The sequence below is a fragment of the Maribacter litoralis genome, assembly GCF_003075045.1.
Lineage (GTDB): Bacteria > Bacteroidota > Bacteroidia > Flavobacteriales > Flavobacteriaceae > Maribacter > Maribacter litoralis.
The window spans coordinates 385991-402260 of record NZ_QCZD01000003.1 but is presented as its reverse complement, the minus strand read 5'-3'; the positions used below and the strand labels follow the sequence as shown (position 1 = coordinate 402260).

Here is a 16270-nt window from a genome sequence, read left to right as displayed (position 1 = left end):
CTAAATTAGGATACTGATTTTTAAGATTATGGAGCGCAACATTCCGGTATTCGGCAGTAGGCTTAGAAACAATATAGTAACGGTACCAGAGGTCATATCCCAATGCTCTGGAATTCGTGTATTCGGGCAATCTATAAAGTCATTTCTGTTTAGCACAGATGTGGCGATTATTAGAAATACCAACGCCAATGCTATTATAGCAGTGTATCCTTTTACACCGCAACCGGTAATCTCAAATGCGTTGATTTTAGCTGCCGATAAACCAATTTTTTGTGGGGTTGGCGGCGGACTTACAACCGGTGTGCGATCGCTAGAATTAGCAATACATGCAGAATTTCAAGGTGCTTTAGGGGTGGTTCTAAATAAGCCTACCCCTAATAGCCTTATAACAATGCTCAAAGAAAAAATTGATATACCAGTAACCATAACCGTGGTTTCTGAAAACGATGATTTTAAGGGAAGGTTAGCTGCAGGGGTTGACATTTTTAATGTTTCTGGCGCAGGTAAAACAGCGGAAATCATTAAGCGGATAAGAGATTTAGATGCCGATGTGGGTATCATTGCAACTGGAGGAAAAACGGAAGAAACCATAGTTCGGGCAATTGATGCAGGGGCAAATGCAATATCGTATACTCCACCAAGTACAGGCGAGTTATTTAAGGAAATAATGGACAAATACCGCGCTGAAGAATAGCGTTTAGTTAGAGATAATTACACTGCCTCCGCTATAGTTGGCATTGTATTCTAACATGTCATAATATCGATTTTCATCATCTGGTCTATTCAATAGTTGACCGGTAAAAAGACTGTACTGATAATCTTCACAAGAACAAGTGGCGATCTGCCCGTCTAGTTCCATTGTAGAACAATCATTGGGGGCATGATTTGGGCAACTAGCTTCAAACGCCCTAAACTGATCAAAACCTGCATTGATAACAAAAACACCTCGTGTACCTGCAAGATCGCTTTGAATATAAACGGCACTCCCTGTATTTGTAAGAGGGCTGTAAGAAGGTAGGTTTAAATTTGCCTCAAATCGAAAACCGATTTCTTGTAAATACGGATTCCTGTTGGTGCCATCATTACTGCAAGCAGTGAAAATCAATAGAATTAGGATGCTTAATCTGCTAATCATGCTATAATTTTGTTTTAGGAAACTTCAGCAAATGTGCGTAAAAATTATGTATATTTGTGTTAAATCCTCTCTTAAAAAGCCGATTTAACAGGCATTTGCAGAGGATTTGTCTATTTATAAAACGAGGAAGTTATGAGTAATATATCATACTATACTGTCGAAGGCTTACAAAAGCTTAAGGCAGAACTAGATCATTTAAGAGATGTTGAACGCCCAAAGGCGTCGCAAGCAATTGCAGAAGCAAGAGATAAAGGCGATTTGTCAGAAAATGCCGAATATGATGCCGCAAAAGAGGCGCAAGGTTTATTGGAAATGAAAATTTCCAAAATGGAAAATACGGTAGCCAATGCACGTATTATTGATGAATCGCAATTAGATACCTCAAAGGTATTGGTACTTTCTACCGTGAAGTTGAAAAACCAGAATAACGGTATGGAAATGACCTATAAACTGGTGGCTGAAAGTGAAGCCGATCTTAAGACGGGCAAAATTTCTGTAAGTTCACCAATAGGTAAAGGTCTTCTTGGTAAAAAAGTAGGAGACACTGCAGAAATAACTGTTCCTAGCGGAGCAATTAAATTTGAAATTCTTGAAATAACAAGAGCTTAAAATTTATAAATAACTATATTTAATCCTATCCTTTTTAAAAGGGGTAGGATTTTTTATTTCCATTAAATTGAATAGAATTATGCCAACGATTTTTACTAAGATCATTAATGGTGAAATACCATGCTTTAAAGTAGCGGAAGATGAAAACTTCTTAGCTTTTTTGGATATTAACCCTAACGCTAAAGGTCATACTTTGTGTATACCAAAAAAAGAGGTAGACAAAATATTGGACTTAGATGAAGAAACGTACATAGGGCTAATGTCATTTTCAAGAAAAGTGGGTAAGGCTCTCGAGAAAACAGTGGATTGTAAACGTATTGGAATGTCCGTTATTGGGTTAGAGGTTCCCCATGTTCATGTACATTTAATTCCGTTGACCGAAATGAAAGATGCTACATTTCAGCACAAGGTGAAATTAAGTGATGAAGAGCTGAGCGAACTTGCCGAAGCAATTGCCGCTAAAGTTGAATAGCTCCAGAAATATAAAGGTAAACAGCCCCAGCAACCAAAGCGATCATAACCAACATAAGACTGTAAAACAGTAAAGTTGGCTTTGATGATTTTTTAGCGGGTATCGCTGTTTTTTCATAATAAGCGAACATACGTTCTATATCATCTGTCCAGCTTACCGGGTAAATGGTAGAATGGCAGGTATTACAAACTAATTTGTTGCTAAGATCACCGGTAATTTTATGAAAAAAGCTTCCGTAGGTATGTTTTTGATAAAAAGTAAGATTTAAATCCTGATTAAAACACTCAGGACAGTTATTGGTGAGTTGAGCTTCTTTAATAACTTCAAATTTTTCCTTCGCCATAATTAGTGAGCCACTTTTAAAGAAATTTGCATTATAGTCCCTTCTTTGCCAGATGATAACACCTTTATTTTGCCATCGTGGTACTCTTCCACAATTCGTTTTACCAAAGAAAGTCCGAGACCCCAGCCTCTTTTCTTAGAGGTGAATCCGGGTGTAAAGATACTATTATAGTTGCTTTTTGAAATACCGTGCCCGGTATCAGCTATCAAAATATTCACGAATTTGTTATCTGGCACTATTTCAATGGCAATACTACCCTTGCCTCGCATAGCATCTATACCGTTTTTTACCAAATTTTCAATAGTCCAATTGTATAATGAACTATTAAGCATAACAGGCAAATAATCTACTTTAGAATTAAAAGAAAAATGAATGAGCTTAGAGCTTCTTCGCTTTAAATAATCAAAAGCGTCTTGGGTTTCTTTAACAATGTCGCTTTCAACAAGTTTTGGTAAGGATCCTATTTTAGAAAAACGTTCGGTAATGGTCTGTAATCGATCAATATCTTTTTCAATTTCTTTGGTAATACTCGGGTTGATGTCTTCAGTTTTTAAAAGCTCGTTCCAACCTAAGAGAGAAGATAAAGGTGTGCCGATTTGGTGTGCGGTTTCTTTTGCCATACCTGCCCATAGTTTGTTCTGTTCAGAAGCCTTGTTAGTCTTGAACAGAAAATAGATCACTGCGGCAAATAGAAAAATGATTAGAAGTAACGCAATGGGGTAATATTTTAATTTGGTCAAAACATCAGAATTGCCATAATATAGCGTAGCTAAATGTTCACCTTGTTGGTCAATTGAAATAGGGGTATTCTCGCTTTTGAATTTTTTTAACTGACTTTGAATGAAAACAGAATCTTGTGCCTTATTGGGCGGAAAATTATTGACCCTAATAGATTCGTCTTTGTTGATTAAGATCATTGGGGTAGAGGTATTGTTTTGAAATACCTTTAAGTGAAGACTGCCTAGATCTACGGTTTCAGACGATTGTAAAAATTCTGACTGCGCTGTTGCCCAAATCTCCATTTTTAAACGCTCTTCTTCCTTAAATTGTTTAAAAAAGCTATTGGTGTTCCATAAGATAAGACTAACCACAGCAAAGGAGCCTACCAATAGAAAAATGTTGGAAATTTTGTTTTTAGGAATAAAGTTCATCCAATAGTTATCTAATACTAAAGATAACCCTAATTGTGAATAATTGTTGTGTTGATATCATTGTACCATGTTTTATTACCGCATCATTTTATGTATTTTTGAGCTCTATTGTAAAAAGAGTTCAAGATGGAAATAGAAGGTAAAGTTAAATTGATAGGAGAAACCCAAACCTTTGGGTCCAACGGGTTTAGAAAAAGAGAGTTGGTAGTTACTACAGACGAGCAATATCCACAACATATCATGATAGAATTTGTTCAAGATAAATGTGATTTGTTGAACAGTTATGCTGTAGGGCAAGATGTAAAAGTTAGTATAAATCTTAGAGGAAGAGAATGGACAAACCCTCAAGGTCAGGTAAAATATTTTAACTCCATTCAAGGATGGCGTATAGAAAATGTTTCTCAGCAGGCACCAGCACCAGGTATGCCACCTGTACCGCCAATGGAAGCATTTGAACCAGCCGATAATTTGAACGAAGAGGATCATGATGATCTACCTTTCTAACGATTATAGCGTAAAACAGTAAAGGGTTTTACCTTTTAAATATTAAACTTGTTCAACTTTAATGGTTGAACAAGTTTTTTTGTTTTCACACCTTTGGTTATTTTGAACAAGAACTAAAAAAGCAGTAAAAAAAAGCCATGTATTTTTTAACGGATGACTTAGTATTTCCCCCGGTGGAAAGTGCCAATGTTGAAGGTTTATTGGCGGTAGGCGGAGATCTTTCTCCAGAACGGTTGCTATTGGCTTATCAAAACGGAATTTTTCCGTGGTTTGACAACGATTCCATTATTTTGTGGTGGTGTCCAGATCCTAGAATGGTGCTATATCCCAATGAGATTAAAATTTCAAAAAGCATGAAAAAGGTTATTAGGAATAAGCAGTTTAGCCTTACCAAGAATACATGTTTCGAGCAAGTTCTAGAATATTGTTCTACTGTACCTAGAGAAGGGCAAGATGGTACTTGGATAACGGATGAAATGAAAATTGCCTACCTTAAATTACATGAAAAAGGTATAGCCAAATCGTATGAAGTTTGGGAGAATGATAAGCTTGTTGGTGGTTTGTACGGTATAGATCTTGGTCATGTTTTTTGTGGCGAGAGTATGTTCAGTTTAACATCTAACGCTTCAAAATTTGCCTTTATAAAACTTGCCGAAGAGTTAGGGCAAAAAGGGTATAAAGTAATAGACTGCCAATTACACACAAATCACTTGGCAAGTATGGGCGCCAAAGAAATACCTAGAAAGGAGTTTATGGCAATATTAAAGTGAAAAAACAATACTGTTCAAGAAAAGAAAAACGTGTTCAGTGTTTTCTGTATAGTTTTCCATTCTAAATTGAACACCTAGTTGAGCCTTTAAATGATTATTGATAGACCAACCAATTTGAGACGTAATCCTTTGGTCGTACATAGGCTTTTCGCTTTTGCCTAAACTTAGCAACGATTCTGTGGTAGCTACCAAATAAGGCTCTCCAATATCCATTTTTAAACCTTTTAAAGGCAAATCGATTGCAAAACGATATCGTATTCTGTGCACTAGGTTGCTTGGTTGTATACGTTGTTCTAATCTAAAACGGTTACCAAAGCGTATACTACCATCGCTCTTGGTGAGGTTAAACTGTTCGGTAATTCTAAGTTCGTTTTCCTTGTCATCTTCAAATGCCTCCCTAAACCGGTATTGTACGCCTAGACCAACACTGGTATTAGGGTGTATAGTCAATGCAGAGAAATGGGCTATTTCTATTTGCCTTACAGTTAATTGTGTCTTGTTGTCATTATACAGATAATTTCTGTTTGCCAAAGAAAAATTCTGCTTGAGCAAGGGGGCAACTTTATAGTTAAAAGAAACTTCTGGTTCCCAATAGGCTATCGTTTTATCTTGAGAATGTAAATTTAAAAATCCTATAACTGTCAATAGGATAAAAAATAGAAGCTTCCTAATAAAGTACGTGGTCATAATTTGGAGGAAGTGATGTTCTTATTTTTTTAAAATTTCCATCGGCATCGAACAAAATCTCATAATCTAAATATCCATCTTCTTTTCTACCTACAACCATAAGTTCATAATTATTGTCGGGTAATAATAGATTTTGAAATGCATTTTTAAAAGTTTTCTCTAAAGGATTATTTTTTGAAGTATATTGTTGTTGTAGTCTTTTGATTCTATATTTTATGAAATTATTGTTCAAATAAGTTTCTATGTTTGAATAGGTGTCATTGGGAATATCTGCAGGTTTTATCAATATTTCTATATCCTCTAGAATACCGTTCTTGTCAAATTCAATACTATACCAAAGTTTATCTTTTTTAAGCTTTGCTTCATAACTTACTTTTATGCTGTCGGTTTCTTTATAGAATTTAATACGTTTATAATCTTCAACATATTTTTCAATAGTTGATATAGCTTCTGATGGAAATTGAGATTTAAGTATACGATATTCACGTTCGTATTTGTACTGAGCATTGGTAAACTGCCAGCAAAATAATACTAAGGCAGTTATTGGTATTAGCTTTATGTGTTTCATTTTAATTATGTTGTATTACACTTCGGTATATCTAAAACAATCTATTTGATGGTCATTTACCATACCTGTAGCCTGCATAAATGCATAGATAATAGTACTACCTACAAATTTAAAGCCACGCTTTTTTAAATCTGTACTAATCTTATCGGATATTGGTGTATTGGCAGGAGCGTCTTTATAGTTGATGACCTTATTTTTAATAGGTTCGTTATTTACAAATTGCCAAATATAATTGCTGAAGCTTCCAAATTCTTTCTGGATTGCCATATATGCAATGGCATTGGTTACGGTAGCACGAACTTTTAGTTTATTTCTGATAATACCCTCATCCTGTAGTAAGTTTTGAATTTTTGATTCTGGGTATGTTGCAATTTTTTGATAATCAAAGTGGTCAAAAGCAATCCTAAAATTTTCTCGTCTTTTAAGAATGGTGATCCAGCTTAAACCTGCTTGAAAAGTTTCCAGTACTAGAAATTCGAAAAGTAAGGCATCATCTTTTACGGGTACGCCCCATTCTTGATCATGATATGCTTCGTATAGCGTATCGCCCTTGCACCAACCACATCTTACAGGGTCCATATAAATATCTTTGATAGCAAATGTATTTAAAAAGAATAGAACTTGATGTTAATGCTATAATGCAAACAAGTAATTCAAATACTAGAAAATGAATGTGATATTGTGTAATGTAAACAATTGAATTTAAGTTAATAAGTGTTAAACTATTATAAACCAATAGTAATACTATTATATTTGCGTTTTATATAATTAAAAGTAATATGGAACGGCTGTTGCAAGGGGTGCAAATAAAGATTAACGAAAAACTTTTTCTAAAGGATCCCGAATCTTCGGGACTCGGTAAAAAGATTATTCAGTTTAGTATTCAAATGATCAATGAGATTGGCTTTGAGAGTTTTACGTTTAAAAAGCTAGGTCATCAAATTGGTTCGAACGAGAGTTCTATTTACAGGTATTTTGAAAACAAACATAAGCTGCTTGTCTACCTAACTTCTTGGTATTGGGGTTGGATGGAATATCAATTGGTATTCGCAACCCACAGTATTAAAAATCCGAAAGAGAAATTATTAAAGTCCATCATAATCATTACAAGGGAAATCAAAGAAGATTCGGCATTTTCCCATGTTAATGAAGTGCTTCTGAATCAAATTGTAATTAACGAATATTCCAAAGCGTACTTGACCAAAGAAGTAGATGCTGAGAATAAAGAAGGATATTATGCTATCTATAAGAGATTGGTGGGGCGTTTATCTGAAATGATTGCAGAAGTAGATGCAGATTATGAATACCCAACAAGTTTAGCTAGCACCATTTTGGAAAACGGATTGCACCAGCATTATTTAAGAGAGCATTTTCCATCGCTTACAGATTGTAATGAGAGAGTGACACCAACACAATACTTGACCCACCTTGTATTCAATACATTAAAACAAAACTTAAATGAGTAATAAAACACTAACTGCTTGGCAGCGATTTTTAGGTCTATTAAAATTAGATAAAAAAGATATTTTTCAGGTGTTTTATTACGCCATATTTGCAGGGGTTGTCAACTTATCATTACCATTGGGTATACAGGCAATTATAAATTTAATGCAAGGTGCCCAAATAAGTTCTTCTTGGATAGTACTTGTAATTTTAGTGACTTTAGGTGTTGCTTTTGTGGGCGTGCTACAACTTATGCAAATAAGAATCATTGAAAATGTACAGCAAAAGATTTTCACCAGGGCATCTTTTGAGTTTGCGTATCGTTTTCCGAAAATTAAAATGAGCGAGTTGCATAACTACTATCCGCCAGAATTGGCAAACAGGTTTTTTGATACATTGACCATTCAGAAATCCTTATCAAAGGTATTGATAGATTTTCCCGCTGCCTTATTGCAGATTGTATTTGGGTTGTTGTTACTTTCTTTTTATCACCCATTTTTTATAGTGTACGGCATGCTGCTGCTGCTGCTGATTTATGTAGTGTTCAAATTTACCGCACAAAGAGGCTTAGATACCAGTTTAGATGAATCTAAAAGTAAATACAAAGTTGCGCATTGGCTTCAAGAAATAGCAAGGTCTATTGTAAGTTTTAAACTATCGGGCAAAACGTCTCATGCCCTCGATAAGAACGATACTTTGGTGGTCAACTATTTAAACGCAAGAGAAGGTCACTTTAGGGTTTTGGTGTTGCAGTTTATTCAAATGATCGGTTTCAAGGTATTGGTAACGGCAGGTCTATTGTTGATCGGAGGATTGTTGGTGCTAAACCAAGAGATGAACATTGGTCAGTTTGTTGCGGCTGAAATTATTATCCTTTTAGTGATCAGTTCGGTCGAAAAACTGATTTTAGGTTTGGAAACATTTTATGATCTCTTGACATCTCTAGAAAAAATGGGGCAAGTGGTAGATAAAAAATTAGAGGCACAAGAAGGTGAAAAACCATTTATGGAAAATCAAGCTTTTACGGTTGAGTTAAGTGAAATTACATATAGTGTACCACAACCAAAAAGGCAGATCATCAATAATTTAAGTTTAACCATTTCTCCTACCTGTACCATTCTATTACGAGGTAATAGCGGTTCTGGAAAAAATACATTGTTGCGTTTAATAGCGGGTATTATTGAGCCAGATAGTGGCGGTGTGTATGTTAACGGAGTATCTCTAAAAGGAATGAACTTAAATTATTACCGTTCTCATCTAGGTCAGTCTTTACCAGAAGAAACTCCTTTTGAGGGTACTATTTTGAACAACATCACCTTTGGTGATAAAGACACTACCAATGAGCAAGTTTATTGGGCATTGGATAAAGTAGGACTTACCGATTTTGTCAAGAAGCAACCAGAGGGTTTAAATACGGTGCTGTACCCAGAAGGTAAACAGATACCTTATACGGTTTCCAAGAAAATAGTATTGGCCAGAAGCATTGTTCGTAAACCAAAATTATTGATTCTCAAAGATCCTTTAGATCAATTTAATATAGAGGAGGCAGACCGTATTTTAAACTTTTTAAGCGATCCATCTAACGGTTGGGCATTGCTTGTAGTTAGTGAAAATGATAAGTGGATTAAAAAATGTTCACGAATCATAACCATGGAAAAAGGACAGATTATTAACGAAATCCAAGGAACAGATGCTTAATATATCTCATAATAAACTTAACGAAAAAGTCTCTATAGCGAGATTTAAATCGGTTACTAAAGTAAACCACAAGAGGCATTACAAGCATTTTAATAGATTTCTCTTTGCATTTGCCGCTGTAGGTATTATCGTATTGTTTTTGCCTTGGACCCAAACCATTACCGCTAGAGGCAATTTAACTACGCTGACCCCGGGGCAAAGACCACAGACCATTCAATCTCAGATACCCGGTAGAATAGAAGAATGGTATGTTCAAGAAGGGGATTATGTTGAAAAGGGAGATACCATATTGTTCATTTCTGAAATAAAATCGGAATACTTTGATCCAGATTTGGTCGAGCGCACGGGGCAACAGTTAAAATCTAAAAGTTCATCGGTAAGCTCATATGGCGAAAAAGTGAAATCGTTAGATAATCAAGTTGCCGCCTTAATCAATGAAAGAAGATTGAAATTAGAGCAGGCAAAGAATAAGTTGATGCAGGCAAAGCTAAAAGCACAGAGTGATAGCATCGATTTTGAAGCCGCAAAGACCAACATTCAAATTGCGGAACGGCAGTTTGAAAGAACCGCTCAACTACAGAGCGAAGGTTTAAAAGCGGTAACCGATGTGGAAGAAAAGCGTTTAAAGCTGCAAGAAACACAGGTCAAATTACTTTCACAGGAAAACAAGTTATTGGCCGCCAAAAATGAGATTATCAATGCCGAGGTAGAAATTAACAGGGTAGAGGCTTCGTACACCGATAAAATCTCTAAGGCACAGAGCGATAAATTTACTGCAATGTCCAATCAATTCGATTCTGAGGCACAAGTAAGTAAATTGGAGAACGATTATACCAACTACCAAATGCGAAGCGCATTGCGTTATATTAGAGCTCCACAAAATGGGTACATCAACAAAGTACTAACGGCAGGTATAGGTGAGACATTTAAAGAAGGTACCCCATTAGTAGGTATTATGCCGGCAGAGTACGATATGGCGGTAGAAACATTTATAGAACCCATTGATTTACCTTTAATTCATTTAGGGGAAAAAGTTAGGATACAGTTCGATGGATGGCCGGCCATTGTATTCAGCGGGTGGCCTAATGCTTCATATGGTACCTATGCGGGCAAGGTAGTAGCAATAGAAACCTTTATTAATCCAAATGGAAAATATAGGGTGCTATTATCTCCTGATGAAGAAGACCAGGCATGGCCAGAAGCGTTACGAGTGGGTTCTGGGGCAAATACTATTGCATTATTGGAAGATGTGCCAATTTGGTATGAACTATGGCGACAGTTAAATGGTTTCCCACCTAATTATTATCAGCCAGAAGGCGCACAAGATAAACCCGTAAAAAAATAATGATGAGAAGCATTTTTTTCTTTTTCTGTTTATGTACCGGTTTTTTTGCATCGGCCCAAAATGCAGATACTATTCCGTTGGGGTTTAAGGAATATTTGGGTTATGTAAAAAAGTATCACCCAATTACCAAACAGGCCGAAATGGTTATGAGTGTTGGTCAAGCCAATCTTATGAAGGCCCGTGGTGGGTTCGATCCCAAAATATCGGTAGATTATTCAACAAAGGAATTTAAGGGAACCGAATACTATGATCTTTTAAATTCTACATTTAAGATTCCTACATGGTACGGCATAGAATTAAAGGGGGAATTTGAGCATTACTCGGGTGAATATTTAAATGCGGAGAGAAATGTGCCGGATGATGGACTCTACAGTGCTGGGGTAGCCCTTTCCTTAGGTCGCGGTTCTTGGATCAACGAGCGTATGGCCACTGTGAAAAAAGCCAAATTTTTTAGGGAGCAGTCTAAAGCGGATAGGGATCTGTTGGTCAATCAAATATTATTCGATGCTTCTTTGGCATATTTCAATTGGCTGCAAGCCTATAGGAATAGTTTACTGTTCAATGATTTTTTAGAAAATGCCAAAGTAAGGCTAGAAGGTGTCAATAAAAATGCCTATGCAGGTGAAATTGCCGCCATTGATACTGTAGAAGCTAAGATTGCCGTGCAAAATAGAGCTTTGGAAAGAGAACAGGCGAATGTAGTTTTGCAAAACGCACAATTAGAGCTCTCCAACTTCTTATGGATGGGAGATAATATTCCGATGGAATTACAACCAGGTGTGGTGCCGGATCTGTCGTTGGATGTAGAGATAGATCAAGCGTTGGAAATTTTAGGAAAACCGTTGGATAGTTTTCAGCTAGAGAATCATCCCAAATTAAAATCGCTAGGATATAAAATAGATGGTTTGCGGGTAGATAAGCGATTAAAGACTAATAAGCTCTTGCCTAAAATAGACGTGGAATACAAGTTTATTACAGATGAGCCAGAGTATTTGAACTCTTTTGAAACGCAAAACTATAAAGGCGGATTAAATTTTGAGTTGCCTTTATTTCTTAGAAAAGAACGAGGGGATCTTAAATTGGCAAAACTGAAATTACGGGATGCACAGTTTGAAATGGATAATGCCGAGGTGCAAATACAGAATAAAATTTTGGCTATCTATAATGAGTTGGCCTCTTTTGAAAATCAGAACATATTGATTGATGATATTGTTGCCAGTTATGAAGCGCTGTTAGCTGCCGAAGAACGAAAATTCAGTTTCGGGGAAAGTTCGCTGTTCTTAATAAATTCTAGGGAGTCTAAATTGATAGATGCAGTTTTAAAGCAGAATCAGGTAGAGAACAAATATTTTAAAGCTAAAGCAAAGTTGTTCAATAGTCTAGCTGTCAATCCTGAAAATTTGTAAGTAATCTGTTTTTACTGCTACTAATGTGGTCGATCAAAATGTGAAAACATAAATATTATGGAGTTGTTACAGGAAGATAGTATTGCAGAAGGATTAAAAAATAGTTTTAGTTACATTGAATATAGGACACTGGTTTCAGAATTAGCTGAAAAAGGAGCATCTACAGGTCCTGAACAAACGGAAGCATTATCTCAATACACGCAATTGAACAATAGTCGCATGCGTAGATGGGACAAGACCTTAAAGTTTACCGATGAGGTCATTCAAAAGATTAAGGCTGTTGACCAAAAAGTTTCATGGGTAGTATTATCTGAAAGTTGGTGTGGAGATGCCTCGCCTGCACTACCTGTAATGCATAAATTCACCGAGATAAATCCTAATATTTCCTTATCAATAATTCTTAGGGATGAAAATTTGAATATTATGGATCAATTCTTGACCAATGGAGGTAGGTCTATTCCGAAATTGATAGCCATAAATGAGAAAGAAAATAAAGTTGTGGCCACTTGGGGGCCTAGGTCTAAGAAAGCTACAAAACTGGTGGAAGATTACAAGACAGCGTATGGCAAGTTAACGCCGGAATTTAAACAAGATCTTCAAATTTTTTATAATAAGGATAAAGGGCAAAGTATTATTAAAGATTTACTAGAATTACTTCCCTTGAAATAAATAGGTAATTGTGCCTTTTTGCGTGTCTTTTTCAGAACTGTTGAAACGTGCTTTTAAGGCGTATTTTATAGCGTTTTCAACCAAACATCCGTTAGATGTACCTGAGCTTTTAGCATTAAAATCAGCTTCCGTAACATAACCTAGGGCATTTACTTCAATATTAATGACAACTTTACCTCCTTCGATACACGTATATATTGGGGGTGGTAATTTATAGTTATTTCTGTCAACCAATGAATAGGATACAGATGTTCGTCTGGCTGCAAGATTATTGGTGAATTCTTTTTTCTGCGCTTCTTTTTCTCCTAAAAGCTGTTTTTTTTCCTCTCGCTTTTTGGCTAAGGCCTTAACTCTTTCAGAATATCCGGTGTCGTTATATATGCTTTCGGTAGGATCGCCGTCGCTCATTTCACTACGTTCTTCCATTAACTCTTCTAAAGTCTGTAATGGTTCTGGGTTACCGTAACTAGGTTTTGCAGTTTCGTTAAATGCTAAATGACTTTTAATAGGGTCAGATGCTACTTGTTCTTCCAAAGGTTCTTCTTCTTTCAGAATTTCTTCCAAAACTTCTGGGTCCATCACCATTTCAACAACATAGTCTTCGTGAGTCTCTTCTTGGCCGCCAAACTGAATACCATACAATACCAACACTACAATAGACAAGCTAAAGATAGTGGCAAGTAGAGATAATTGTTTTCTGTTCAGTTCCATGAATATATAACCTTAATAATACTAAAATATTTTAGAAGATCGATAAATGACAAGCAATAGTTTGTGGCTAGTTTTCTTCTGAACCTAATAATATATCGGCAAAGACCAAAGGGTCTTGAGCATTATCTACGTTAAAATCACCTATTTTGGTTCTTCTTAATGCAGTTAAATGTGCACCAGAATGTAATGCTTTTCCAAAATCATGTGCCATAGACCGTATATAAGTACCCTTGCTACATGCAATTCTGAAATGGACATTCAATTTGTCAATACTGGTAATTTCAAAAGCGCTTACATGTACTTTACGCTTAGGTATATCAACGGTTTTACCCTCTCGTGCCAACTCATATAAACGTTTGCCATCTTTCTTTAAGGCAGAAAAAACAGGCGGTGCTTGTTCAATGTCACCTATAAATTGGGCGGTTGTTTCGTAAATTAGTTCTGGGGTAATATGTTCAGTGCCGAAGGTTTCGTTGATTTCTGTCTCAAGATCATAAGAGGGTGTAGTACCGCCTAAGGTGATGATACCGGTATATTCTTTTTCTTGACCTTGGTATTCGGTAATCTTCTTCGTGAACTTACCGGTACAAATGACCAAAAGTCCTGTCGCCAGCGGGTCTAGAGTACCTGCGTGCCCAATTTTAAATTTCTTTAAACTGAATTTTTTTCTAATCGCCCATTTCAATTTGTTGACCGCTTGAAAAGAGGACCATTCTAGAGGCTTGTCGATCAATAGTACCTGACCGTTTAAATAGTCTTCTTTGGTCAAATCTTGCATGTATATGGGGTGTTTTTTAAGTACTACGGATTAGTAAATCCGTATATAACGGCAATCAATCCTACAATAAGGCAATAGATGGCGAAATAGGATAGCTTGCTTTTTCTTACCAATTGGATCATCCAAGTACAAGCGGCAAGACCGGCAACAAAGGCTGCAATGAAACCAGCGCCCATGGCTACATTATTTTCTCCATCAAAAGTTAAATCGCCACTCATAAGGTCTTTTGCAATTTTTCCAAAGATCAATGGTACAACCATTAAAAAAGAAAACCTAGCCGCCTTAGATTTATCCACCCCCAAAAGAACGGAAGTAGAAATAGTGGCACCGCTACGTGAAATACCGGGTAACATGGCTATCGCTTGTGAGATGCCAACAATAAAGGCATTGCCAAAACTTACTTTTTTATCTGTATCCTTGGCTTTGTCGGCGAAATATAAAAGCACAGCGGTAATGATCAGCATAAAACCTACAAACCTAATGTTGCCGCCAAAAAAGGCTTCTAGTTGTTCTTCAAAAAAAAGACCTACAAAAACAGCAGGTAACATGGAAACTATGATTTTAGCAGAGAACTGACTTTCTTCATTCCATTTAAACTGAAACAATCCACTTATAATTTCCCAAATATCTTTTCTAAAGACAACAATGGTACTTAATGCAGTAGCAAAGTGGAGAACCACGGTAAACAATAAGCTTTCCTCTTGCACGGAGTTGTCTCCTAAAATGGCTTTCCCCAATTCTAAATGACCACTTGATGAAACAGGTAAAAACTCGGTCAATCCTTGTATGATACCGAGTATAATAGCATCTAAAGTATCCAATTAATCTTTCTTTTTATGCGGGTTCAACAAAATGGCATATATCTCTATACCCAAGCCGATAAGTACTAGAGTTGGGGCAAGTCTAATTCTTCTAAAATTAAATATTTCAGGATTGAATACATTAGGGTCGTCACTTCCACCACCGCTCATTAAAATAAAACCTAATGCAATACAGGCAAGTCCAATGAACATGAACATGTAATTTTTCTTTTGAAAAATAAATTCCTGTTTAGGTTGCTGTTCAATTTTGTTCTTTTTACTCATGCCGCAAATTTAATAATATAATTCGTCCGTTCTAAGATTTAAGAAACGTTGGGTAGCGAAATAGGTGCTAATGAACGAAATAAGTATGCCTAATAGAAAAACACCAACAAATAAGGTGATTAAAATATAAGGTTCTTCTAAAAGTCCTAAATCCTCAAAATTGGTATTTACATAGTATACAACACCACCTATAGCTAACAATGCAATGGTTGCGCCTATCATACCTAATTTAATATTTTGCCAAATAAAAGGTTTACGAATAAATGTTTTGGTTGCGCCGACCATTTGCATGGTTTTAATGATAAATCTTTTTGAGTAGATAGATAACCGAATAGAGCTGTTGATCAACAATACCGCAATAAAAGTAAAAATTGCACTGGCTACTAAAATCCAAAATCCGATTTGTTCTACGCTTTTTGCGACCATGCTGACCAATACCCGGTCATAGCTAACTTCATCGACAAAACTTTTTTCAGAAAGTGTTGCGGCAATCTCTTCTACTTTTTCTGCGGTAACAAAATCAGCGTTTAGCTTTACGTCTATCGAGTTTTTAAGAGGGTTGTAGCCTAAGTAGTCTACAAAATCTTCCCCAATTTCCTCACTATGTTGTTTTGCGGCTTCTTCTTTAGAAACATAGGTAGAAGACTTGGTGTACTCTGACATTGCCAAAGTTTTTTGAAGTTGTTCCACTTCAATTTCCTTGGTATTTTCTTTTAAAAATACAGAAATAGTAATCTGCTCTTTAGAACGATCTGCCATTTTTTTGGTATTCAAAACCAATAATCCTAAAATACCTAATAGGAACAAAACCAAAGCAATACTCAGCACCACAGAAAAGTAAGAGGAGATAAGTTTGCGTCTTTGGTATTTTTCGAAAGAGTTTGCCATAGTGCTTA

General features: G+C 36.1%; 21 protein-coding genes. 10 read left to right on the top strand and 11 right to left on the bottom strand.

Annotated features, from left to right (window positions below; translation table 11 throughout):
- Window positions 1-28: 28 nt before the first annotated feature.
- The gene (locus tag DCS95_RS13215) at window positions 29-694 is read left to right on the top strand and encodes a beta/alpha barrel domain-containing protein (RefSeq protein ID WP_116771258.1); all 666 of its coding nucleotides are present in this window, start codon (window positions 29-31) and stop codon (window positions 692-694) included.
- 3 nt (window positions 695-697) lie between these two features.
- Here DCS95_RS13215 and DCS95_RS13210 read toward each other — a convergent pair whose 3' ends face one another.
- A complete protein-coding gene (locus tag DCS95_RS13210) occupies window positions 698-1135 on the bottom strand; it encodes a Rieske (2Fe-2S) protein (protein WP_116771257.1) in 438 nt (145 codons plus the stop codon).
- 132 nt (window positions 1136-1267) lie between these two features.
- Here DCS95_RS13210 and greA point away from each other — a divergent pair, with 132 nt between their 5' ends.
- Window positions 1268-1744 carry a transcription elongation factor GreA gene (gene greA, locus DCS95_RS13205; RefSeq protein WP_116771256.1) on the top strand — a complete coding sequence of 159 codons (477 nt, stop codon included), beginning with the start codon at window positions 1268-1270 and terminating at the stop codon, window positions 1742-1744.
- A gap of 79 nt (window positions 1745-1823) precedes the next feature.
- Window positions 1824-2216 (top strand): HIT family protein, encoded by a 393-nt coding sequence (locus DCS95_RS13200; RefSeq protein ID WP_116771255.1) that lies wholly within the window; start codon window positions 1824-1826, stop codon window positions 2214-2216.
- Here the strand turns inward: DCS95_RS13200 and DCS95_RS13195 are convergent.
- Together DCS95_RS13195 and DCS95_RS13190 are read right to left on the bottom strand one after the other, a co-directional pair.
- A complete protein-coding gene (locus DCS95_RS13195) occupies window positions 2203-2559 on the bottom strand; it encodes a hypothetical protein (protein WP_116771254.1) in 357 nt (118 codons plus the stop codon). The genes DCS95_RS13200 and DCS95_RS13195 overlap by 14 nt on opposite strands.
- A 2-nt stretch (window positions 2560-2561) precedes the next feature.
- On the bottom strand, window positions 2562-3710 hold the full coding sequence (locus tag DCS95_RS13190) for a sensor histidine kinase (RefSeq protein WP_116771253.1): 1149 nt from the start codon (window positions 3708-3710) through the stop codon (window positions 2562-2564).
- A 126-nt stretch (window positions 3711-3836) separates the two neighbouring features.
- Here DCS95_RS13190 and DCS95_RS13185 point away from each other — a divergent pair, with 126 nt between their 5' ends.
- Both DCS95_RS13185 and aat read left to right on the top strand, forming a co-directional pair.
- Window positions 3837-4214, top strand: a complete 378-nt coding sequence (locus DCS95_RS13185; protein ID WP_116771252.1) for a DUF3127 domain-containing protein — start codon at window positions 3837-3839, stop codon at window positions 4212-4214.
- 137 nt (window positions 4215-4351) lie between these two features.
- Window positions 4352-4984 (top strand): leucyl/phenylalanyl-tRNA--protein transferase, encoded by a 633-nt coding sequence (gene aat / locus DCS95_RS13180; RefSeq protein ID WP_116771251.1) that lies wholly within the window; start codon window positions 4352-4354, stop codon window positions 4982-4984.
- On the opposite strand, the gene DCS95_RS13175 is transcribed toward aat, so the two are convergent.
- The 3 genes from DCS95_RS13175 to DCS95_RS13165 are packed head-to-tail and all read right to left on the bottom strand — an operon-like array spanning window position 4976 to window position 6818.
- Window positions 4976-5671: a DUF2490 domain-containing protein gene (locus tag DCS95_RS13175; protein WP_116771250.1), complete on the bottom strand. Its 696-nt coding sequence runs from the start codon at window positions 5669-5671 to the stop codon at window positions 4976-4978. The two genes, aat and DCS95_RS13175, sit on opposite strands and share 9 nt — an antisense overlap.
- Entirely contained in the window at window positions 5652-6239 is a 588-nt protein-coding gene (locus DCS95_RS13170; RefSeq protein ID WP_244178457.1) for a hypothetical protein, read from the bottom strand. Before DCS95_RS13170 ends, DCS95_RS13175 begins: the two co-directional genes overlap by 20 nt.
- Before the next feature lie 15 nt (window positions 6240-6254).
- Window positions 6255-6818 carry a DNA-3-methyladenine glycosylase I gene (locus tag DCS95_RS13165; protein WP_116771249.1) on the bottom strand — a complete coding sequence of 188 codons (564 nt, stop codon included), beginning with the start codon at window positions 6816-6818 and terminating at the stop codon, window positions 6255-6257.
- A 200-nt stretch (window positions 6819-7018) separates the two neighbouring features.
- On the opposite strand from DCS95_RS13165, the gene DCS95_RS13160 reads away from it, so the two are divergent.
- The 5 genes from DCS95_RS13160 to DCS95_RS13140 are packed head-to-tail and all read left to right on the top strand — an operon-like array spanning window position 7019 to window position 12800.
- The gene (locus DCS95_RS13160; protein WP_116771248.1) at window positions 7019-7705 is read left to right on the top strand and encodes a TetR/AcrR family transcriptional regulator; all 687 of its coding nucleotides are present in this window, start codon (window positions 7019-7021) and stop codon (window positions 7703-7705) included.
- Window positions 7698-9380, top strand: a complete 1683-nt coding sequence (locus tag DCS95_RS13155; RefSeq protein ID WP_116771247.1) for a peptidase domain-containing ABC transporter — start codon at window positions 7698-7700, stop codon at window positions 9378-9380. The genes DCS95_RS13160 and DCS95_RS13155 overlap by 8 nt, the downstream gene beginning before the upstream one ends.
- Window positions 9373-10725 (top strand): HlyD family secretion protein, encoded by a 1353-nt coding sequence (locus DCS95_RS13150; RefSeq protein WP_116771246.1) that lies wholly within the window; start codon window positions 9373-9375, stop codon window positions 10723-10725. The genes DCS95_RS13155 and DCS95_RS13150 overlap by 8 nt, the downstream gene beginning before the upstream one ends.
- On the top strand, window positions 10725-12131 hold the full coding sequence (locus tag DCS95_RS13145; protein ID WP_341865192.1) for a TolC family protein: 1407 nt from the start codon (window positions 10725-10727) through the stop codon (window positions 12129-12131). Before DCS95_RS13150 ends, DCS95_RS13145 begins: the two co-directional genes overlap by 1 nt.
- A gap of 57 nt (window positions 12132-12188) precedes the next feature.
- Window positions 12189-12800, top strand: a complete 612-nt coding sequence (locus tag DCS95_RS13140; protein WP_116771244.1) for a thioredoxin family protein — start codon at window positions 12189-12191, stop codon at window positions 12798-12800.
- On the opposite strand, the gene DCS95_RS13135 is transcribed toward DCS95_RS13140, so the two are convergent.
- The 5 genes from DCS95_RS13135 to DCS95_RS13115 all read right to left on the bottom strand — a co-directional run bounded on the left by DCS95_RS13135 (window position 12783) and on the right by DCS95_RS13115 (window position 16262).
- Window positions 12783-13511, bottom strand: a complete 729-nt coding sequence (locus DCS95_RS13135; RefSeq protein ID WP_116771243.1) for a hypothetical protein — start codon at window positions 13509-13511, stop codon at window positions 12783-12785. The two genes, DCS95_RS13140 and DCS95_RS13135, sit on opposite strands and share 18 nt — an antisense overlap.
- 67 nt (window positions 13512-13578) lie before the next feature.
- Entirely contained in the window at window positions 13579-14289 is a 711-nt protein-coding gene (gene truB / locus DCS95_RS13130) for a tRNA pseudouridine(55) synthase TruB (RefSeq protein ID WP_116771242.1), read from the bottom strand.
- 23 nt (window positions 14290-14312) lie between these two features.
- Entirely contained in the window at window positions 14313-15110 is a 798-nt protein-coding gene (locus DCS95_RS13125) for an undecaprenyl-diphosphate phosphatase (RefSeq protein WP_058104916.1), read from the bottom strand.
- Window positions 15111-15374: a DUF3098 domain-containing protein gene (locus DCS95_RS13120; RefSeq protein WP_116771241.1), complete on the bottom strand. Its 264-nt coding sequence runs from the start codon at window positions 15372-15374 to the stop codon at window positions 15111-15113.
- Between the two features lie 9 nt (window positions 15375-15383).
- Window positions 15384-16262, bottom strand: a complete 879-nt coding sequence (locus DCS95_RS13115) for a cell division protein FtsX (protein WP_116771240.1) — start codon at window positions 16260-16262, stop codon at window positions 15384-15386.
- Window positions 16263-16270 lie beyond the last annotated feature (8 nt).